The sequence below is a fragment of the Sphingomonas paucimobilis NBRC 13935 genome (assembly GCF_000739895.2).
Classification (GTDB): Bacteria; Pseudomonadota; Alphaproteobacteria; order Sphingomonadales; family Sphingomonadaceae; genus Sphingomonas; species Sphingomonas paucimobilis.
The window spans coordinates 1-20603 of the sequence record NZ_BBJS01000056.1 but is presented as its reverse complement, the minus strand read 5'-3'; the positions used below and the strand labels follow the sequence as shown (position 1 = coordinate 20603).

The 20603-nt window shown below is 66.7% G+C and carries 21 protein-coding genes; 10 read left to right on the top strand and 11 right to left on the bottom strand.

Going from position 1 to position 20603, the window contains the following annotated elements:
• Positions 1-15 precede the first annotated feature (15 nt).
• Entirely contained in the window at positions 16-1017 is a 1002-nt protein-coding gene (locus SP6_RS17270; protein WP_007405307.1) for a fumarylacetoacetate hydrolase family protein, read from the bottom strand.
• 275 nt (positions 1018-1292) lie between these two features.
• Between SP6_RS17270 and SP6_RS17265 the strand changes: the two genes are divergently transcribed.
• Positions 1293-2672 (top strand): DEAD/DEAH box helicase, encoded by a 1380-nt coding sequence (locus SP6_RS17265; RefSeq protein ID WP_007405239.1) that lies wholly within the window; start codon positions 1293-1295, stop codon positions 2670-2672.
• Positions 2673-2788: 116 nt separating this feature from the next.
• On the top strand, positions 2789-3055 hold the full coding sequence (locus SP6_RS17260; RefSeq protein ID WP_007405278.1) for a hypothetical protein: 267 nt from the start codon (positions 2789-2791) through the stop codon (positions 3053-3055).
• Positions 3056-3185: 130 nt separating this feature from the next.
• On the opposite strand, the gene SP6_RS17255 is transcribed toward SP6_RS17260, so the two are convergent.
• Positions 3186-5150, bottom strand: a complete 1965-nt coding sequence (locus SP6_RS17255; RefSeq protein ID WP_007405267.1) for a potassium transporter Kup — start codon at positions 5148-5150, stop codon at positions 3186-3188.
• A 125-nt stretch (positions 5151-5275) separates the two neighbouring features.
• On the opposite strand from SP6_RS17255, the gene pdeM reads away from it, so the two are divergent.
• On the top strand, positions 5276-5938 hold the full coding sequence (gene pdeM / locus SP6_RS17250) for a ligase-associated DNA damage response endonuclease PdeM (RefSeq protein WP_007405311.1): 663 nt from the start codon (positions 5276-5278) through the stop codon (positions 5936-5938).
• Positions 5939-5941: 3 nt separating this feature from the next.
• On the opposite strand, the gene msrA is transcribed toward pdeM, so the two are convergent.
• Entirely contained in the window at positions 5942-6607 is a 666-nt protein-coding gene (gene msrA / locus SP6_RS17245) for a peptide-methionine (S)-S-oxide reductase MsrA (protein WP_042469404.1), read from the bottom strand.
• 224 nt (positions 6608-6831) lie between these two features.
• Here msrA and SP6_RS21070 point away from each other — a divergent pair, with 224 nt between their 5' ends.
• A complete protein-coding gene (locus tag SP6_RS21070; RefSeq protein ID WP_007405253.1) occupies positions 6832-7029 on the top strand; it encodes a hypothetical protein in 198 nt (65 codons plus the stop codon).
• 130 nt (positions 7030-7159) lie between these two features.
• Here the strand turns inward: SP6_RS21070 and SP6_RS17240 are convergent, their stop codons facing one another.
• Positions 7160-8359, bottom strand: a complete 1200-nt coding sequence (locus tag SP6_RS17240) for a pyridoxal phosphate-dependent aminotransferase (protein WP_007405258.1) — start codon at positions 8357-8359, stop codon at positions 7160-7162.
• Between the two features lie 54 nt (positions 8360-8413).
• Positions 8414-10162, bottom strand: a complete 1749-nt coding sequence (pabB, locus tag SP6_RS17235; protein WP_007405346.1) for an aminodeoxychorismate synthase component I — start codon at positions 10160-10162, stop codon at positions 8414-8416.
• An 81-nt stretch (positions 10163-10243) separates the two neighbouring features.
• Here pabB and SP6_RS17230 point away from each other — a divergent pair, with 81 nt between their 5' ends.
• Complete coding sequence (locus tag SP6_RS17230; RefSeq protein WP_037568845.1) at positions 10244-10918, top strand: MBL fold metallo-hydrolase; 675 nt, start codon at positions 10244-10246, stop codon at positions 10916-10918.
• Positions 10919-11081: 163 nt separating this feature from the next.
• Here SP6_RS17230 and SP6_RS17225 read toward each other — a convergent pair whose 3' ends face one another.
• Together SP6_RS17225 and SP6_RS17220 are read right to left on the bottom strand one after the other, a co-directional pair.
• Positions 11082-12710, bottom strand: coding sequence for a M28 family metallopeptidase (locus tag SP6_RS17225; protein ID WP_037568794.1), 1629 nt, complete (start codon positions 12708-12710; stop codon positions 11082-11084).
• Positions 12707-13144: an MAPEG family protein gene (locus SP6_RS17220; protein WP_007405341.1), complete on the bottom strand. Its 438-nt coding sequence runs from the start codon at positions 13142-13144 to the stop codon at positions 12707-12709. Before SP6_RS17220 ends, SP6_RS17225 begins: the two co-directional genes overlap by 4 nt.
• A 207-nt stretch (positions 13145-13351) precedes the next feature.
• Here SP6_RS17220 and rpmF point away from each other — a divergent pair, with 207 nt between their 5' ends.
• The 5 genes from rpmF to SP6_RS17195 all read left to right on the top strand — a co-directional run bounded on the left by rpmF (position 13352) and on the right by SP6_RS17195 (position 16306).
• Complete coding sequence (rpmF, locus tag SP6_RS17215) at positions 13352-13531, top strand: 50S ribosomal protein L32 (RefSeq protein WP_037568791.1); 180 nt, start codon at positions 13352-13354, stop codon at positions 13529-13531.
• A 39-nt stretch (positions 13532-13570) separates the two neighbouring features.
• Complete coding sequence (gene plsX, locus SP6_RS17210; protein WP_007405230.1) at positions 13571-14599, top strand: phosphate acyltransferase PlsX; 1029 nt, start codon at positions 13571-13573, stop codon at positions 14597-14599.
• Entirely contained in the window at positions 14596-15564 is a 969-nt protein-coding gene (locus SP6_RS17205; protein WP_007405302.1) for a beta-ketoacyl-ACP synthase III, read from the top strand. The genes plsX and SP6_RS17205 overlap by 4 nt, the downstream gene beginning before the upstream one ends.
• Positions 15565-15654: 90 nt before the next feature.
• Positions 15655-15954 carry an integration host factor subunit alpha gene (locus tag SP6_RS17200; protein WP_007405246.1) on the top strand — a complete coding sequence of 100 codons (300 nt, stop codon included), beginning with the start codon at positions 15655-15657 and terminating at the stop codon, positions 15952-15954.
• The gene (locus tag SP6_RS17195; RefSeq protein WP_007405218.1) at positions 15938-16306 is read left to right on the top strand and encodes a MerR family transcriptional regulator; all 369 of its coding nucleotides are present in this window, start codon (positions 15938-15940) and stop codon (positions 16304-16306) included. Before SP6_RS17200 ends, SP6_RS17195 begins: the two co-directional genes overlap by 17 nt.
• Before the next feature lie 112 nt (positions 16307-16418).
• Here SP6_RS17195 and SP6_RS17190 read toward each other — a convergent pair whose 3' ends face one another.
• The 4 genes from SP6_RS17190 to SP6_RS17175 all read right to left on the bottom strand — a co-directional run.
• Positions 16419-16940 carry a hypothetical protein gene (locus SP6_RS17190; RefSeq protein WP_126053158.1) on the bottom strand — a complete coding sequence of 174 codons (522 nt, stop codon included), beginning with the start codon at positions 16938-16940 and terminating at the stop codon, positions 16419-16421.
• A gap of 59 nt (positions 16941-16999) precedes the next feature.
• Entirely contained in the window at positions 17000-18526 is a 1527-nt protein-coding gene (locus tag SP6_RS17185) for a peptide chain release factor 3 (RefSeq protein WP_007405273.1), read from the bottom strand.
• A gap of 213 nt (positions 18527-18739) precedes the next feature.
• The gene (locus SP6_RS17180) at positions 18740-19621 is read right to left on the bottom strand and encodes an aldose 1-epimerase family protein (protein ID WP_007405250.1); all 882 of its coding nucleotides are present in this window, start codon (positions 19619-19621) and stop codon (positions 18740-18742) included.
• Positions 19614-20603 (bottom strand): phenylalanine--tRNA ligase subunit beta-related protein (locus SP6_RS17175; protein ID WP_042469403.1); only part of this gene is annotated, 990 nt, incomplete at its 5' end. The genes SP6_RS17175 and SP6_RS17180, both read right to left, overlap by 8 nt.

The following is a 20603-nucleotide window of genomic DNA, read 5'->3' as shown; positions in this document are numbered from 1 at the left end:
GGGGAGGAATTACGCTTACTCGACCGTCTGCTCGATCGCGCCGAAGATGGAATGATGGCGGTCATCCTCCATCCAGATGCGCACCGTATCGCCCTTCTTCAGGAACGGGGTGACGGGCGCGCCGCCGCGGATCGTCTCGATCATCCGCACCTCGGCGATGCAGCTATAGCCGACGCCGCCCTCGGCGACGGGCTTGCCAGGGCCGCCATCCGTATCGCGGTTGGACACGGTGCCAGAGCCGATGATCGTCCCCGCCCCCAGCGCGCGAGTCTTGGCGGCGTGCGCGACCAGCGTCCCGAAGTCGAAGGTCATGTCCTCGCCCGCATCGGCGCGGCCGAAGGGCTTACCGTTCAGATCAACCTTGAGCACCCGGCGCAGCTTGCCGTCCTGCCACCAGTCGCCCAGCGATTCGGGCGTCACGAACACCGGCGAGAAGGCCGAGGCCGGCTTGGACTGGAAAAAGCCGAACCCCTTGGCCAGTTCGCCCGGGATCAACCCGCGCAGCGACACATCGTTGGTCAGCCCGACCAGCCGGATCGCCGCCAGCGCCTCGTCGCGGCTCGCCCCCAGCGGCACATCGCCCGTGACGACGACAACCTCGCCCTCCAAGTCGCAGCCCCAGCTCTCATCCGCCAGCGGAATGGCGTCGCGCGGCCCCAGGAACCCATCCGATCCGCCCTGATACATTAACGGATCGTGCCAAAAGCTCTCGGGCAGGTCCGCGCCGCGTGCCTGCCGCACCAGCGCGACATGGTTCACATAGGCCGAGCCATCGGCCCATTGATAGGCGCGTGGCAACGGCGAGGCGGCGTCATGCTCGTGGAAGCGCGCACGTGGGATCGCTTCATGGTCCAGATCGGTCGCCAGATTGGCGAGCGCGGGTGCGGTGCGGTCCCAATCATCGAGCGCGGCCTGCAGGGTGGGCGCGATATGTCCGGCATCGGCGTACCAGGCCAGATCGCTCGACACGACCACCAGCTTGCCGTCGCGACCTTGTTTCAGACTGGCGAGTTTCATGCAGGACTCCTCTTCGCTAACTGGTATCGGATGTAACCATCCGTCCGCGCTTGTCACGCATTGGGGCGGTGATCCTGCCCGAAACTTGACTTTTGGCAATGGCCAGCGCACATGCCCGCTCGTCGAGGCGTCCACTCGCAGCGTGAACGGACCATCTGGTCCCGGCTCCGCCCCGACCCTGTCTTCAGGCTTCCCTTGTCACGCGGGGTGTCATCAACCCCGGCGCCGCGCCCGCGGCCCTTCGTGACTCGCGCGCCATGTCAGAAAGTATTCCCATGTCCTTTTCCGAACTCGGCCTCGCCGAGCCGCTCGTCCGCGCGCTCGAAGCCAAAGGCTATTCCGAACCCACCCCGATCCAGCGCGACTCGATCCCGACGCTGCTGGAAGGCCGCGATCTGCTCGGCATCGCGCAGACCGGCACCGGCAAGACCGCCGCTTTCGTCCTCCCTTCGATCCAGCGTCTGGTCGAGGCGAACAAGCGCGTCCTGCCGACCCATTGCCGGATGCTCGTCCTCGCCCCGACTCGCGAACTGGCCAGCCAGATCGCCGACAATGCGAAGGGCTATGCCAAATTTTCCAAGCTGGCGGTCGCGACCGTCTTTGGCGGCACCAGCATCAACAAGAACCGGCAGGACCTGTCGCGCGGCGTCGACATCCTGGTCGCGACGCCCGGCCGGCTGATCGATCTGGTCGAGCAGGGCTTCCTGAACCTGTCGATGATCGAGATCCTGGTGCTCGACGAAGCCGACCAGATGCTCGACCTGGGCTTCATCCACGCGCTGCGCCGCATCGTGAAGATGATTCCGCGCAAGCGTCAGACGCTGTTCTTCTCGGCGACCATGCCCGCCGCGATCCGCGACCTGGCCGACAAGTTCCTCGACAATCCCGCGACCGTCTCGGTCACGCCCGTCTCGACCACCGCCGAGCGCGTCGAACAGTCGGTGACCTTCGTGACGCAGCAGGAGAAGCAGGCGCTTTTGACCATCCTGCTCGCCGATCCCGCGATCGAGCTGGCGCTGGTCTTCACCCGCACCAAGCATGGCGCCGACCGCGTCGTAAAGCTGCTGGCGGGCAACGGCATCGCCGCCAATGCGATCCACGGCAACAAGAGCCAGGGCCAGCGCGAGCGGGCGCTGGGCGAGTTCCGGTCGGGCCAGACCCGCGTGCTGGTGGCGACCGACATCGCCGCGCGCGGCATCGACATTCCGGGCGTCAGCCACGTCTTTAACTTCGAGCTGCCCAATGTCGCGGAGCAATATGTCCACCGCATCGGCCGCACCGCGCGGGCCGGTCGCTCGGGTCTGGCCATCGCCTTCTGCGCCGAGGATGAGCGTCCGTATCTGAAGGATATCGAGAAGCTGACGCGGCAGAAGATCACCGTCGTGCCACTGCCGGCCGATTTCGTGAAGCGCGCCGAAACGATCAAGTCGCAGCGCGTCAAGGCGATCGGTGCCGATCCCGCGCCGCGCGTCGACCGTCCGCGTGATCCGGCGCGTCCGCGCGCGACCCATCATCCGCGTGCGACCGACGCACGGGCACCGCAGGGGCGCCAGCCGCGTCGCCGGAGCGGCTCCGGCGGCGGTGGTCGCGGCCGTGGCGGCGGTGCGGGCCGTCCCGGTGGCGGCGGCGGCGCAGGTCGCGGCGCTCAGGGCTGATGCTCTATAAAGGCCGTCCCTCGCAAATGCGATGGGCGGCCTTTTCCGTTCTGAACCCCAACCCTCTCCTGGTACGTTACCTCCGTAACGATCACCGCGCATCAGGAGAGGTTGCCATGGATATTGCCCACACCCCCGCCGCCGAGCGCATCGCGCGCGTGCTGTGTGGCCAACGGCTCAGCGCCAATGCGGGGGGCGATTCGGAGTCGGCCGCCAAGCTGGTCGACGATCACTGGCGCGAGCATATGACCGACGCGCTGGCGGTGTTGCGCACCCTGCGCGAACCCGATCAGGCGATGGCCGATGCGGGCGATCCCGCGATCTGGGAGAAGATGGTGCTGGTCGCGGTCGAGGCCGCCAAGCCGCCCAAGGTGACGCTCTAAAATCCTCCCCGGCACGGGGGGTGGCAGGGCGAAGCACTGACAGAGGGGGGCTTCCCCATAGGACGTCCCTTGCGGCGAACCCCCTCCACCACCGCTCTGCGGTAACCCCCCTCCCGGTACCGAGGAGAATTTACACCGTCACCTGCTCGCCCAGTTCCAGCACCTTGCCCGGCGGAATCCGCAGGAAGTCGGTGGGATCGCTGGCATTGCGCTGCAGGAACATGAACAGCCGGTCCTGCCAGAGCGGCATGCCCTTTTCCGCCTCGGGCTTGAGCGTGTTGCGGCCGATGAAGAAGCTGGTCTTCATCGGATCGAGGCCCATCTGCCGCTGCTCGACACCCAGATCGCGGGGCAGGTCGCGCGGCACGTCGGGCGTTTCCATGAAGCCATAGGTCAGCACGACGGTCGCGAAGTTATCGTCCAGCCGTTCGACATGCGCGCGGCATTCGCTAGGCACGACCGGGCGGTCGGCGGTGCGGATCGTCACGACCAGATTCTGCGCGTGCAGTACCTTGTTGTGCTTCAGATTGTGGAGCAACGCGCCCGGCGCCGAGGCGGGGTTGGCGGTCAGGAAGACGGCGGTGCCCGGCACCCGCTCGGGCGGGCGCTTGGCGAGCGCGGCGGCGAGATCGGCCAGCGGAATCGCCTGTCGCTTCTCGAAGGCCGAGACGATGCTGCGCCCGCGCACCCAGGTATAGATGATCAGCCCGACGCCCGCCCCGACGAGCAGCGGCACCCAGCCCCCCTCGATCACGCGCAGGATATTGGCCCCGAAGAAGATCAGGTCGAGCGCCAGGAAGGGCAGGATGGCAGCCAGCGCCAGTGCGCGCGACCAGCCCCAGCGGTGGCGGACGACCAGATAGGCCAGACAGGTGGTCACGACCATCGTGCCGGTCACCGCGATGCCGTACGCCGCCGCCATGGCCGAGGACGTCTTGAACTGGATGACCAGCACCAGCACGCCGAACAACAGCAGCCAGTTGATCGCGGGCAGATAGATCTGCCCCTGGAAATCGGCCGAGGTCTGGCGCACCCGCAGCCGCGGCAGGAAGCCGAGCTGGATCGCCTGCTGGGTCAGCGAAAAGGCGCCGGTGATCACCGCCTGCGCCGCGATGACGGTAGCAAGGCCGGCCAATACGATCAGCGCGGGCCGGAACGACTCGGGCGCCATCAGGAAGAACCAGTCCTGATTGGTAAAGGTCTGCCCGCTCGCCGCCGCACGTTCCAATGAGGCCAGCGCGAACGCCCCCTGCCCCAGATAGTTGAGCATGAGCGCCGGCAGGACCAGCGAGAACCAGCCGATCCGAATCGGCAGCCGCCCGAAATGGCCCATATCGGCGGTCAGCGCTTCCGCCCCGGTCACGGTCAGGAACACCGCACCCAGCACGAACAGCCCGACCACGCCGTGGCTGGCCAGGAAGCTGATGCCATAGCCCGGCCAGACGACTCGCGCGATCGAGGGTTCGTCGGCGATATGCCAGATGCCCAGCCCGCCGATGACGAAGAACCACAGGATACAGATCGGCCCGAACAGCTTCGACACCTGCGCCGTGCCGCGCGATTGCAGCAGGAACAGCCCGATCAGGATGACGATCGTACACAGTCGAATCACCCCCTCGTCGAAGACGGTCGCGGCCGAGGGAATGGTGCGCAGCCCCTCCATTGCCGAGAGGACCGACAGCGCGGGCGTGATGATCGCATCGCCATAGAAGAGCGACGCCCCCGCCGCACCCAGAATGAGCGCAAGGCGCGAGCGGATGCCGAGCGAGCGCCGCGCCAGCGCCGCCAGCGCCAGCACCCCGCCCTCGCCCTGATTGTCGGCGCGCATCAGGAAGATGACATATTTGACGGTGACGACCAGAAAGAGCGTCCACAGGGCTAGGCTGAGCACGCCCAGAATTTCGCTCGGGTCGATACCGTCCGCCGCCGATTGCGACAGCGCCTCGCGAAAGGCGTAGAGCGGGCTGGTGCCGATATCGCCGAACACCACGCCGATCGCACCCACCGTCAGCGCGGCGAGTGCGGGATGACGCGTGGCATGGCCCTCGGCCACTTCATTCTGGTTGCCCGTAATGTCGGTCGTGATCGCCGTCATGTCCGCCGGAACCCCCTGTGCCAAAAGGACGGCGCGCTTTACGCCTCTTTGCCCGGGAAGCAAGGGCTTTCCCAAACGCTCCGCAAACGCTTGATATTGCGCAGCGTCAAGCGCATGGACGGAAAATGGTTCCCTTTTCGTTCGGCGGTCAGGATTTTACGGCCCTGCCCGAAGGCGCGTTGTTCTGGCCCGCGCGACAGGCTTTGCTGGTCGCCGACCTGCATCTGGAAAAGGCCAGCTGGTATGCTGGCGGCGGGCAGATGCTGCCCCCTTATGATTCGCTGGCCACGCTGACCGAACTGACCCAGGCGGTTGCGCGGACCAAGGCACGCGAAGTCTGGTGCCTGGGCGACAGTTTCCACGATGCGGAAGGGTGCGACCGTCTTTTACCCCAGGCGCGTGAAATGCTGCTCGCGCTGACGGGGGCGACCCGTTGGACCTGGATCACCGGAAATCACGATCCCGTGCTGCGCGATCGGTGTGGTGGGGCAGTGACGGAGGAGGCGTTGGTCGATGGACTGGTCCTGCGGCACGAGGCCGATCCGGCGGAGACTCGGCCCGAACTTTCCGGACATTTCCATCCCAAGCTGCGGCTGCGCGTGCGCGGCAAGATGGTCGCGCGGCGCTGTTTCGTCGGGACAGCCCAGAAGCTGATCCTGCCCGCCTTCGGCGCGCTCACCGGCGGCCTGGATGTCGATCACCCTGCCTTGATCCAGGCGGTCGGCCGCGCCGCCGAGGCGCTCGTCCCGGTGCGTGACCGTATGCTGCGCTTTCCCGTCGCCGCCTGACGCTCAGCCGGCCCGCGCCAGATCGGGGAAACCGGCGCGGAAGCCGGCGACCTTCGGCTTGTCCCAGCGCACGATATAGGGATGGCCGGGATTGCGGTCGTAGAAATTCTGATGATCCGCCTCGGCCGGGAAGAAGCCCCCCTGTTCGATCCGGGTCGTGATCGGCTTGGCGAAGGCATGGGCCTGGGTCAGTTGCGCGATATAGTGGCGCGCGACATCGGCCTGTTCGGGCGACTGGGCGAAAATGGCTGAACGATAGCTCGGGCCCCGGTCGGGACCCTGCCCGCCGACCTGGGTCGGGTCATGCGCGATCGCGAAATAGACGCGCAGCAGCGTCGCATAGGAGACTTTGGCGGGGTCATAGACGATTCGCACCGCTTCGGCATGGCGGGTGCGTTCGGTCGAGACGGCGGCATAGTTCGCGTCTTCACGACGACCGCCAGCATAGCCCGCCGTGACCGAGCGCACGCCCTTCACCCGCTCGAACACCGCCTCCATGCCCCAGAAACAGCCGCCGGCCAGCACAGCGACCTGAGACCGGCCGGTGGCGGGCACGTCGAGCGCCGCCTTGGGCAGCGGCACGGCACGTTCGGCCTTGGCAGGAAGAGAAGACAGCGCGATCGCTCCGAAGGCGGTCGCGGCAAGGGCGATGCAGAGGGGGGTGCGCATCACCCGAATATGGGGTGGATTTCGCGGTTCAGCTAGGGGCCAGCGCGTTGTGTGGGCTTCGACTTCGCCGCCATGCGCCGAAGCTTATCCTGAGCCCTTCGGCTGTTAGAAAAGGCTTGGTCCCTCACTCCGTTCAGCCTGAGCGAAGTCGAAGGCCAAGGCAATCGCTCTTAGCGAACCGCCTCGACTGGAGCCGACGCATAACGGCTGGGCGCTTCCGCCGGATGAAGGACGACGAGACCCAGGGCGCCAAGCGCAAATCCGCCGGCGAATTGCCATACGAAGCTGGACTTGAGGAGGGCACGCATTTGTCTTCACCTGTCGTTGCGGGTCACCGCCCGGATGGGCCGGCGATCGTTACGGATGCCATCTGGTCGATCAGCGCCGTTCCGACAATGGCGTTTATAGAAACACAGCATTAACGGCACGTGATCGTGTCGTTCATGCCACAGTTAAGCCACATTGCCGCAGCGCACACACGCTTATGAAAAAGCCAGCCGTTCCAGGCAGTTGCCCGAATCGACTGGCTTTCGCACCGCAAGAGGCGGCGAATTATTTCAGCGCGGCGCAGGCCGTCTGGATGCGGGTGCACGCCTCGCGCAGCAGCGCGTCGGAGGTCGCATAGCTGATTCGCATCGCGGGCGAGAGACCGAAGGCCGCGCCCTGCACCGCCGCCACCTTCGCATCGTCGAGCAGATAGCCGACAAACGCCTCGTCGCTGTCGATCAGCCGGCCCGAAGGCGTGGTCTTGCCGATCAGCGGCGCGAAGGACGGATAGACATAGAAGGCCCCCTCCGGCGTCGGGCAGGTCATGCCCTCGATCTCGTTGAGCATCGACACCACCATGTCGCGCCGCGCCTGGAACGCCTGATTACGCTCGGCCAGAAAGCTCTGGTCGCCGGTCAGCGCGGCGGTCGCCGCCGCCTGCGCCACCGAACAGGGGTTGGAGGTCGACTGCGACTGCAGCTTGGCGATCGCCTTGATCAGCCAGGGCGCGCCGCCCGCATAGCCGATCCGCCAGCCGGTCATCGCATAGGCCTTGGAACAGCCATTCACCGTCAGCGTGCGCTCGTACAGCTCGGGGCAGACCTGCGCGATGGTGGCGAAGCGGAAGCCGTCATAGACGATATGCTCGTACATATCGTCGGCGAAGACCCAGACATGCGGGTGCTTGAGGATCACCTCGCCCAGCGCCTTCAGCTCGTCGGCGGTATAGCCCGCGCCCGTCGGGTTGGACGGCGAGTTCAGGATGACCCACTTGGTCTTGGGCGTGATCGCCGCATCCAGCGCCTCGGGGGTCAGCTTGTAGCCCTGTTCCGGCCCGGCCTTGACGATCACCGGTACGCCGCCCGCGAACTGGACGACATCGGGATAGCTGACCCAATAGGGTGCCGGGATGACCACCTCGTCCCCTGCATCGATCGTCGCGACCATCGCGTTGAACAGCGTGTGCTTGCCGCCGACATTCACGCTGATCTGATCGGCCGTGTAGGTCAGGCCGTTGTCGCGCGCGAACTTGGCCGCGATCGCGGCCTTCAGCTCGGGCGTGCCGTCGACATTGGTGTATTTGGTCTTGCCGTCGCGGATCGCCTGGATCGCGGCCTCTTTGACGAAGTCCGGCGTGTCGAAATCGGGCTCACCCGCGCCCAGTCCGATCACGTCGACACCGGCACGCTTCAGCTCCATCACGCGGCTGGTGATGGCGAGCGTGGGGGATGGGCTGATACGGCCGAGCGCGGCGGAGGGCTGCATGGAACGGAACCTTTTCGACAGGAAAATGCGGGGGCGCCTTAGCGCGCCCAGCCCTCAATCCGCAACCATCTCCGCACGAAACAATCCGCGAAGCGCATTGCCAAGCAAGAATCCTTCGCGAAGATCATCGCGGGTCAGCCGTCCTTCTACCGCCCGCCCCGTCTCGATCAGATGGCTGCGCAGGATACCGGGCAGCAGCCCTTCGGCCAGCGGCGGAGTCACCAGCTTGTCGCCGCGCGCGACGAAGAGGTTGGTATAGCTGCCCTCGGTCAGATAGCCGTCAGGCGTTTCGAACAGGACTTCCGGTGTTCCCGCCGCTGCCCGCGCCGCATCGTAAAAGCCGCGCGCGCTGGTCTTGTGGCGCAGACGCAGATCGTCTTGCGACACCGGCAAAGGCACGACGCGCACCGCGACGGTCGACTCGAAAGGCGCGGGGCGCGGACCCACCTCGACCACCACCGCCCCGCTCCGCGCGAGCAACAGCCGGATGCGCCGGGCGTCGCGCAGGCGGAAGGTCGCCGCCTGCAACTCGTTGCGCGCATCATGACGGTTGAAGGTGAAACCCAGCGCCAGCGCACTCGCCTTCATCCGCGCCAGATGGGCCTCCAGATGCTGGATACCCTCCAGCGGATCGAAGGCCATGGTCTCGATCAGGTCGAAATCGCGTTGTCCGCTGGTCAGGAACGCAGCCTTGGCCAGGCACTCGTCCCATTCGTCGGCCGCCACCGAGTCGGCGACGATGCCAGAGCCGATGCCCAGCGTCACATGATCGCTCCCCCTGGGCCAGGTGAGTGTGCGGATCGCGACGTTGAACATCGCATCGCCATCGGCATCCAGCCGCCCGATCGCGCCGGTATAGAGGCCCCGCGCCGAATCCTCGATATCGGCGATCGCCTGCATCGCGCGAATCTTGGGTGCGCCGGTGATCGATCCGCAGGGGAAGAGCGCCGCCAGCACATCGACCGCATCCCGCCCCTCGGCCAGATCGGCGGTGACGGTCGACACCATCTGATGCACCGTCGGATAGGGCTCGACCGCGAACAGCAAGGGCACCGCGACGCTGCCGGGCCGCGCGACACGCGACAGGTCGTTGCGCATCAGATCGACGATCATCAGATTTTCGGCGCGCTGCTTGGGATCGTCACGCAGGTCCTGCGCGGCCCGCGCATCGGCGGCGGCATCACCTTCGCGCCGCGCGGTGCCCTTCATCGGCTTGGCGGTCAGCCGGCCGGCATCGAGCGCGAAGAACATCTCCGGCGACAGCGACAGGATCGTCGTTTCGCCGGTCGCCACCACCGCACCCCAACCGGCCCGCGACCGGGCGCGCAGGCCGGCATAGAGCGCCAGCGGGTCGCCCGCGACCTTGGCGGTCGCCCGAAAGCTGAGATTGACCTGATAGAGATCGCCCGCCGCGATCAGCGCCTTCACCTCGGCGAATTGCGCGGCATGGCGTGCCTCATCCAGTTCGGACTGGAGCGCGCCGATCCAGGCGCCGGCGGGATCGGGCAGCATCGCGTCCACCGCCAGCGTCCGATAATCCTGGAATAGCCCGAACCAGAGCAACGGACCGTCAATCGCGGCGGCGGGCACATTCGGCTCCAGCGCCGCGCCGGCTTCATAGGCGATCAGCCCCGCCGCATGCAGCCCGTCGCGTCGCGCCTGGCGCAGCCGTTCCAGCGCCGGCACCACCTCCTGTGGGGTATAGGCGGCCACGATCCCGACCGGTGCGGTATAGAGCCGCGCCGCCGCTCCCCCGTCACGGGCGTCGTCGAGCAGCACGAAAGGGGCATCGAGGCGCAACATGAAGGACGATCCATGCACGGCCCGCCCCTGCGCATGCAAGTATCGATTGGCCCCGACCGTGCCAGCCCCTATCTCGGGACCATGACCGACCCTGTTCCGACACCCCCGCTGCGCGCCGCGATCGTCCCCGTCACCCCGCTTCAGCAGAATTGCTCGATCGTCTGGTGCACCGCGACGATGAAGGCCGCCGTGGTCGATCCCGGCGGCGACCTGCCCCGCATCCAGGACGCGATCACCAAGACCGGCGTGACGGTGGAGAAGATTCTCCTCACCCATGGCCATATCGACCATGCCGGCGGGGCCAAGGCGCTGTCCGACGCGCTGAGGGTGCCGGTCGAGGGACCGCAGGAGGAGGATCGCTTCTGGCTCGCGCGGCTGGACGAGGATGGGCAGGCTTACGGCATCCCCGCGCAAGTGCTGGAGCCGACCCGCTGGCTATCCGAAGGCGATAGGGTGACGATCGGCGAACTGACGCTCGATGTCTATGAGACGCCGGGGCATACGCGCGGGCATGTGATCTTCCATCATGCGCCGTCGCATTTCGCGTTGGTCGGCGACGTGCTGTTCCAGGGATCGGTCGGGCGATCGGACCTGCCCGGCGGGGATCATGATACGCTGATCCGCTCGATCGTCGAGAAGCTCTGGCCGCTGGGGAATGAGACGGCGTTCATTCCCGGGCATGGCCAGCCCAGCACCTTCGGGCATGAACGACAGAGCAATGCGTTCGTGGCGGACCGGGTTCTGGGTCTGGGGTGAAGGTTTCGCGTGGCCTTCGACTTCGGCGCCATGCGCCGAAGTTTATCCTGAGCGGCTGGCTTGCCAGCCAGCCAAAGGGCTCAGGCTGAACGGATGTCGGAAATGGGTCTTGCCCCAAAACCCCCGTTCAGCCTGCGCGCAGTCGAAGGCCAAGGGATAACGCTTACCGCCGCCCGCCCGCCGTCTCCGCCCGAATCGCCTTGAACTCCGAGCCGGCCCGCCACTCGGGCCAGTCCCGCCCATCGGCCAGATCGCGCCCGATTCGGTACAGCAGCCCGACATCCGCCGCCGCGCCGCGCAAATCCCAGTTCGCATCCCAGGCATCGCAAGTCTGGTGATAGCAGCGCATATAGGCGTCCAGCCACGCCTGGCCCGCCGGTCGCCCGCCAGCAACGAGGTCGGGCGCACCGCTGATCGCCATCAGCAGCAGCGTGGGCACCCCCCGCCGCGCGACCGAGAAATGATCCGCGCGATAGAACAGCCCGCGTTCCGGCAAAGCCTCCGGCGTGACGGTCCGCCCTTGCGCGGCGGCCGCACTACGCAGGCGATCCTCCAGATCATTCTGCCCATCGCCGACCAGCATCACGTCCCTGGCCGGGCCCGCCGTCTGGAGGATGTCGAGCGTCAGGTTCGCAACCGTCTTGGCCAAAGGATAGACCGGCTTCACCGCATAGGTCTCCGACCCCAGTAGCCCGCGCTCCTCACCCGTCCACAGCGCGAAGACCAGGCTGCGGTCGGTCGGCGGTGCCGCCTTGAACGCGCGCGCCAGTTCCAGCACGCCCGCCACGCCCAGCGCATCGTCATTCGCGCCCGGCCGGATCGTACGGCCCTGCGAATCCGGCGCACCCTTGCCATAGGCGTCCCAATGCGCGCCGAACATCACCACCTCATCGGGATGCGTCCTGCCGGGCAGCTTGGCGAGCAAGTTGCGGCTTTCGGCGCGCAGCGTCGTCACCGGCAGATCGGCGGAGAAACCCTGGCCCTTCAACGCGACGGGACGGAAATCGGCCCGCCGCGCGGCCTTGCGCTGAGCCGCCAAATCCAGCCCGGCGGCGGCGAAGAGCTTCGTCGCCGCTTCGCCCGACAGCCAACCCTGCAGTAGCACCCGCGAGGCCGGATCGCTGCGCACGATGTCGTAATTCTCGCCCGCCGGTGCCGTCACCGTCGCCCAGCCATAGCCCGCGCCGGGCGTATCATGGACGATAAGGGCACCCACCGCCCCCTGCCGCGCGGCTTCCTCGAACTTATAGGTCCAGCGGCCATAATAGGTCATGCGCCGGTCGCCGAACTTGCCCTTGGCATCGTCGCCCGCGACCGCCTCGAAATCGGGATCGTTGACCAGAAAGACGGCGATCTTGCCCTTCAGGTCGACGCCCTTGAAATCGTCCCAGCCGCGCTCGGGCGCATGGACGCCGTAGCCGACAAAGACCATCGGGGCGTCCTTGATCGCCACCCGATCGACCGGCCGCACGGTCGAGACATAGACGCCCTGCCCCTGCACCAGCGGCATTGCCCCCGCCTTCATCCGGCCCTGCCCGATCTGGGTGCGGATCAGCGGCACGGCTTGCGTCCATTGCCCGTCCGGCCCGCCGGGTTGCAGCCCCATCGCCTTGAACTGCGCGACCAGCCAGTCGACCGTCTTCGTCTCGCCGGGCGTACCCGGGGCGCGGCCCTCGAACGCGTCGGAGGCCAGCGTCTTCACATCGGCCGACAGCCGCGCGGGCGAGATCGGGTCGGGCGCGGCCGCCGTCAGCGTCAGGGCGGCCAGGCCGATCAAGGGAAAACGAATCATCGCTGGTCGATCCTTATCGTGGTGGTGACGGGGGCGGAGGCCAGCCGGTCGGTATAGACGATCCCGATCGCCCATCCCGCCAACAGCGCCAGGATCACCCAGGTTCCGATCGCGCCGCCCGCGCGGCCGATATTGGGCGCCGGCCGCATCATGCCCCAACCATGGCCGATCCGCGCGACGATGAACATGCCGCCCAGCACCCACAGCCAGAAGGGCGTGCCACCCGCCAGTTCGATCAGCGCCATCAGCACCAGGACGAAGGGCGCATATTCCACGAAATTGGCCTGGGCCCGCATGCCGGCGGCGAGTCGCGAATCGCCACCATCGCCGATCAGGATCTTGCCCCGCACCCGCCCGGTGACGATTCGCAGGGCGAGCCATAAATTGACCAATGCCGCCGCTGCGGCGATGCTGAGCGTAACGGGCAGGACCATAAGCGGCGGATTCTCCGGCAATAGGACGATGACCGGGAGTGCCACCCCCCGCCAATGCTTGCAACATCGGCAAAACTCGCTATAGGCGCGGGGCTTCGCGATGCGTCCGGCTGGGTGCTCACGCGGCCGGGTCCCTCGATCCGGGCGCGCTATGGGTGCTGACAGTGGTTGCGTCCATTCCTTGTTCGAATTTGATAAGGTGCCGCAATGGCCGTCCCCAAGAGAAAGACTTCGCCCTCCAAGCGCGGCATGCGCCGTGGCCACGATTCGCTGACCATCGCGGCGTTCCAGGAATGCCCGAACTGCGGCGAGCTGAAGCGCCCGCACAATCTGTGCACCGCGTGCGGCCATTATAACGGCCGTGAGGTCGTGTCGGTCGAGGGCTGATCCCTCTACCTTCACCTGAACGACCGTTAGAGGACACGCATGGCCGATAACGCCTGGATCGCCGTCGATGCGATGGGCGGCGACGACGGGCTGGCCGTGATGCTCGCCGGTGTCGCCAGAGCGCGACGCCGCTTCGAGGGCATGCGCTTCTTCCTGGTCGGCGACGAATCGCAGATCGCGGATGGGCTGAAGGTCCATCCCAATCTGTCCGCCGCGTCCGAGATCGTCCACGCGCCCGAGATCGTCGGCTCGAGCGAAAAGCCGAGTCAGGCGATCCGTCGCGCGCGAACGACCTCGATGGGCATCGCCATCGATCTGGTGAAACGCGGTCGCGCCGCCGCCGCGGTCTCGTCGGGCAATACCGGCGCGCTGATGGCGATGGCCAAGCTGAGTTTGCGCACGCTGCCGGGCATCGACCGGCCGGCGCTCGCTGCGCCATTGCCGACGCTGGGCGACAATGACGTCGTCATGCTCGACCTGGGCGCCAATACCGAGTGCGACGCGCGCAACCTCGTACAGTTCGCGGTGATGGGCGCCGCCTATGCCCGCACGCTGCTTGAGCTCGACAATCCGCGTGTCGCGCTGCTCAATATCGGGTCAGAGGACCAGAAGGGCACCGACGAGATTCGCGATGCCGCCGCGGTCCTGCGCGGGCAGAGCCATTTGCCTCTGAACTTCACCGGCTTCATCGAGGGCAACCAGCTCGCCCGCGGTGAGGTCGATGTGATCGTGTGCGACGGCTTTGCGGGCAATATCGCGCTCAAGACCGCCGAGGGCACCGCGCGCTTCGTCGGTGATCTGCTGAAGCGCGCCTTTCGCTCCTCGACCCGGTCGAAGATCGGCTTCCTGATCTCGCGCCCCGCGACCGAATTGCTGCGCGATCATCTGGATCCCAACAACCATAATGGCGCGGTCTTCCTGGGCCTGAACGGGTTGGTGGTGAAAAGCCATGGCAGCGCCAACGAACTGGGCGTCGCCACCGCGATCGGCAATGCGGCCAAGATGGTGCGCGCCGACCTGACCCGGCGTATCGCCGAGGATCTCCTGAACTTCGAGGCAGCGGCATGATTCGTTCGATCGTCACCGGCACGGGCTCGGCGCTTCCAACCCGGCGGGTGTCGAACGACGAACTGGCGCAGGAGGTCGACACCTCGGACGAGTGGATCGTCGAGCGTACCGGCATCCGCTTCCGCCATATCGCCGGCCCCGAAGAGACGACCGCGACGCTGGCCGCCGACGCCGCCAAGGCCGCGATCGCCGCCGCCGGCCTGTCGGCGCAGGATATCGACCTGATCGTACTGGCGACTGCCACCCCCGACCAGACCTTCCCCGCTACCGCGACGAAGGTGCAGGCGATGCTCGGCATCAACGACTGCGTCGCCTTCGATGTGGCCGCCGTCTGTTCGGGCTTTCTCTATGCCGTGCAGGTCGCCGATGCGATGTTGCGCAGCGGCGTGCAGCGGCGCGCGCTGGTGATCGGAGCGGAGACCTTCAGCCGCATCCTTGATTGGGAAGACCGCACCACCTGCGTCCTGTTCGGCGACGGTGCCGGTGCGATGGTTTTGGAAGCGCGTGAAAGCGACGATGAGGGCGGGCGCGGTATCCTTGCGACCAAGCTCCATGCCGATGGCCGCCATAACGGGCTGCTCTATGTCGATGGCGGGCCCTCGAGCACCGGCACCGTCGGCAAGCTGCGGATGAAGGGTCGTGAGGTCTTCCGCCACGCCGTCGTCAATCTGGCACAGGTGATGGAGGAGGCGCTGGGTCTGGCCGGGCTGTCGGCCGCCGATGTCGACTGGGTCGTGCCGCACCAGGCCAATGCCCGCATCCTCGACGCGACCGCGCGCAAGCTCGATCTGCCGGCGGGCAAGGTGATCGTCACGGTCGACCAGCATGCCAACACTTCGGCCGCGTCGGTGCCGCTGGCTCTGGACACCGCCGTGCGTGACGGCCGTATCCGTCAGAACGATCTGATCGTGCTCGAAGCCATGGGCGGCGGCTTCACCTGGGGTGCAGCGGTGATACGCTTCTAAACATTCACTTGTTCTTGACCGAGATAAATCCCTTTCGGTCATATTATCGGCTGTGATAGGCGGTCATTGAGTACCATTGGGGGGATGCCGATGACCAATCCAGGAACACTGACCCGCGCCGATCTGGCAGAATCGCTCCATCAGGAGGTCGGGCTGTCCCGATCCGATTCGGCGCAAGTCGTCGAGCAGATTCTGGTCGAGATGTGTGACGCGCTGTCGCGGGGTGAGAACGTCAAGATTTCCGGCTTCGGCACGTTCGTGCTGCGCGACAAGGGCGAGCGGGTCGGCCGCAATCCCAAGACCGGGGTGGAGGTGCCGATCGCACCGCGCCGCGTCCTGACCTTCCGCGCCAGCCAAATGATGCGCGATCGTATTGTCGCGGCAGGATAGACCAGAACGCCCCCTGGACGGCGGCAAGGCCGATGGTGCGCTGCGCACCATCGGCGAGGTTTCGCGCGAGACCGGCGTGGCGCAGCATGTCCTGCGCTATTGGGAAAGCCGCTTTCCGCAACTTCGCCCCGTCCAGCGGGCAGGCAATCGCCGTTATTATCGGCCCGACGACCTGATGTTGATCCGGCGGCTCGACCGGCTGCTTAACCAACAGGGCTATACCGTCCGCGGTGTGCAGCAATTGCTGGAGACCGAGGCCCGGGCCAAGGACGATCCTGCGACGATGCTGCGCAGCATCCGCGATTCGCTGGCGGAGGCGCTGGCCTGGGATGATCGGGCCGAGGCGCGATAGGGGTTTAGGCGTGGCCTTCGACTTCGCTCAGGCTGAACGAAGCGAGGGATTAATGGCCAAGCAAATCAACCGCCGTTCGGCCTGAGCAAAGTCGAAGGCCACGCCGAGACGCTTACCCCGTAACGACCACTCCACCCTGCTCCGCCAGCAGCAGGTCCCGGCACGCCCGATTATACGCATGCGCGCGCCACCAGAACCAGCCGCCATTGCCCACGCCCCAGGCCGCCACGCCCAGCGCCGCCCAAGGCACCGCACGTGCGGCACGGCCACCCCGCGCCGCGACCCGGCCGGCGGCAAGGCCGCCCTTGCCGATCCGGCGCGCGGTCTTGGCAAGTTTGCCTGCAGCCCGGGCCTGCGACAGGATTCCCGATCCCCCGCGCAGATCGCCCAGGATCGCCGCCGGGCCGACAAAGCCCTTCAGCTTGCCGACGATCTCCTGCGCTTCGATCGAGGCGGCAGGCTCCAACTGGCGGCGCTGCGCCCCGGTCAGGCCGTATGCATCGCCGATCGCATCGATCGTCTCGGCCAGACTTTCGGTACCGATGGTCAACGCCTTGGCCCCGGCCTTCAGCGCGCGGCGGCGAATCAGCTTCTCATTGGCCTCAAAGGTCGCTTCGATCGCGGTGCGGTCCATCGATTGTCCCTGTTCGTTCATACACCGTTGAAGCCGCGAAACGGCTTCCAGGTTCCGCCTCAGCGTTCACGCGTCGCGAGGAAGCGGACCTTAGGGTAGCGATCGGCGACATAGCCGACTTCCCACGCGCTCTTGGCGAGGAAGACGGGATTGTCGTCGCGGTCCTTGGCCATGGCCGAGCGGTTCAGGTCCATGAACGCCTTCAGATCGGCAGGGTCCTCCGCGGTGATCCAGCGCGCGGTGTCGAACGGCGCGGGCTCCAGCCCGGCCGCGACCTTATATTCCGCATCGAGCCGCGACAGCAGCACGTCGAGCTGGAGCTGCCCGACGACACCGATGATCCAGTTCGAGCCGATCTCGGGATAGAAGACCTGAGTCACCCCTTCCTCGGCCATGTCGTCCAGTGCCTTGCGGAGCTGCTTGGTCTTGGTCGGGTCCTTGAGCGCGACGCGGCGCAGGATTTCGGGCGCGAAATTGGGCAGACCGGTGAAGCGGACATCGGCCCGCTCCGACAGCGTATCGCCGACGCGCAGCGTGCCATGATTGGGGATGCCGATGATGTCGCCCGGAAACGCCTCATCCGCGACTTCGCGATTCTGCGCGAAGAACAGGATCGGCGAATGGACCGCGATCGGCTTGCCATGGCCCGTCGGGGTCAGCTTCATGCCGCGCTTGAAGGTGCCCGAGCAGAGCCGCATGAACGCGATCCGGTCGCGATGCTGCGGGTCCATGTTCGCCTGCACCTTGAACACGAAGCCGGTGACTTCCTTATTGTCCGGCGCGACGGGCGCAGGTTCGGCCGGTTGCGGGCGCGGTGGCGGCGCATGGCGGCTGAGCGCGTCGATCAGCTCGGCGACGCCGAAATCCTTCAGCGCCGACCCGAAATAGACCGGCGTCAGGTCGCCGTTGCGATAGGCTTCCGCATCGAACGCCGCATAGCCCGCCTGCGCCAGTTCCACCTCTTCGGCAACCTCGGCGGGCAGGGTCGGCGAATCGTCCACCTTGCCGTGAAAGGCGCGGCTGTCGCCCTCGGGACGGCTGACCTTGCCGGTGGTCAGGTCGAGCACGCCTTCGAACAGCCCGCCCATGCCGACCGGCCAGCTCATCGGCGCCACGTCGAGCGCCAGGATATCGGCGATCTCGTCGAGCAGTTCGAAGGGCGGACGGCCTTCGCGATCGACCTTGTTGACGAAGGTGATGATCGGCACCGAACGCAGGCGGCACACCTCGAACAATTTCCGCGTCTGCGCCTCGATACCGCGCGCCGCGTCGATCACCATCACCGCCGAGTCGACGGCGGTCAGGGTGCGGTACGTGTCCTCCGAAAAGTCCTCGTGGCCCGGCGTATCGAGCAGGTTGAAGGTCACGCCGTCCTTCTCGAAGGTCATCACCGAGGAGGTGACCGAGATGCCACGCTGCTGCTCGATCTTCATCCAGTCCGACCGCGCGCGCCGGTTCTGTCCCCGCGCCTTGACCTCACCCGCCAGATGGATCGCGCCGCCGAAGTACAACAGCTTTTCGGTCAGCGTCGTCTTACCGGCGTCAGGGTGCGAGATGATCGCGAAGGTACGGCGGGGGGAAGTCATGGGCAGCTCTGGATAGCAAAGGGTTTAGCGGCATCGATATGCCCGCCCCGTCAGCCGAACGGCGAGGGGATTGCGGATCGCCATAGCGGGTCCGCTCCGCTCTGTCGCAGGAAATAAGATGCCCGTCATTGCGAGCGGAGCGAAGCAATTCAGGGCCGCAAGCCCGGACGTTCTGGATTGCTTCGCTCCGCTCGCAATGACGGAGCAGCGTATCTACCCCGCCAGCGTGACCGTCATCTGCATGACCTTCTCGCCGCCCACGGGCACGAGGAAGACGCCCGGCTTGTCGACGAACTCGCCGTCGAATCCTTCCGGGTCGGCGATGCCGTGCCAGGGTTCGACACAGACATAGGCGGCACCGGGCTTGGTCCAGATGCCCAGCTTGTCGGTGTCTGGGAAAGCGATCCGCAACTGCGGCGCGCCGTCCGCGCCATAGGTGACGTGGCGGCTCTCGACCGGGTCCCAGACCAGCGCGTCATGGGTGAACAGATCATCCGCCAGATGCAGCACGCGACCATCGAGCGGGCTGTCGCGCAACGCCTTGGCGATGAGGCCGTCGGGCGCGATCTCGCGCAGCCGGGCGGGTTCTTCCTTTTCGAAGACGATGCGATGCTCGGCACGGGGACGCCCATAGGGAAGGGGCCAGGCGAAGGCGGGGTGGAAGCCGAAGCTGGCGGGCATCGTCACCTCGCCCCGGTTGAGCACGCGGACTTCCACCAAAAGCGTCGCATCCTCCAGCCGGAACTCCACCTCCAGCCGGAAGGCGAAAGGATAGGAGGTCCGCGTTTCCTCGCTATCACCCAGCGAAAAGACCGCGCGGGTCGGCTCGTGCGTCACCAGCTCGAACATCGAGTGGCGGGCAAAGCCGTGCTTGGCCATTGGATAATGCTTTCCGTTCAGGCGGATGCCGTCGCGGGTCACGCCGATGACGGGGAAGAGCAGCGGCGCGCGGCCGGTCCAGAAAGCCGGGTCCGCGTTGGTCATCAACTCGCGACCCTCGGCATCCTTGAGCGAGGACAGCTCCGCGCCGAACGGATTGATCGCCGCCGCCAGATGGTCATTGGCGATACGGACCCAGTTTTCTTCATTAGCCACGGAGTTGTGCTCCCTGCTTGGCGGCCGCCGCGACGATCTTGTCGGCGATGGCCTTGAGTTCCTCGTCGGTGAAGCTCTTCTGCGACGGTTGCAGCAGAACCTCGACCGCCACCGACTTGTGGCCCTCGGGCACGCCCTGTCCGGCGAACACATCGAAGACGCGCGCGGCGGTGATCGCGGCCTTGTCCGCCCCGCGTACCGCGCGGATCAGCGAATCGGCGGGCAGCTCGGCGGGCACCAGGAAGGCGAAGTCGCGCTTTACCGACTGGAGCGCGGGCGGGCTGTAGGCGGGCCGCATGAAGCCGGTCGCGCGCTTGGGCGGAATCGCGTCGAGATAGAGTTCCACCGCCGCGACCGCGCCGTCCAGGTCGAACGCCTTGAGAACCGAGGGGTGGACCATGCCGAACGCCGCCAGCACCGTCTTCGGCCCCAAGCGCAGCGTGCCCGACTGGCCGGGATGCCAGGCGTCGCCCGCCTCGCCCATCACCTGCAAATTATCCACCGGCGCACCGGCCTGGGCGAGCAGCGCGATCGCCTCGGCCTTGGCGTCATAGGCGTCGAAGCCTTGCGCCTTGCCCGAGCGCCAGTTGCGGGGCGTCTTGTCGCCCGCCAGCACCACGCCCAAGGTCGGCCGCTCGGCCTCCGCCAGATAACGGCGGCCGATCTCGAACAGGCGGACGCTGGTCGCGCCGCGCTTGATATTGCGCTCGGTCGCGGCGAGCAGGCCGGGCAGGAGCGAAGGCCGCATGACCTTCAGATCCTCGCTGATCGGGTTGGCGAGCGTGAAGGCACCGCCACCGAAGGGCGCGGCCTGTGCCTCGCTGATGAAGCTCCACGTCACCGCCTCGTCCAGCCCACGCGCGGCGGCGGCACGGCGGGCGCGACGCTCCAGTTTCTGCTGCGGGGTGGCGGTGGGACGCGCGACGCCGGGGGCGCGGGGGAGCGCGACCGGGGGAACATGGTCGATCCCCTCGATACGGAT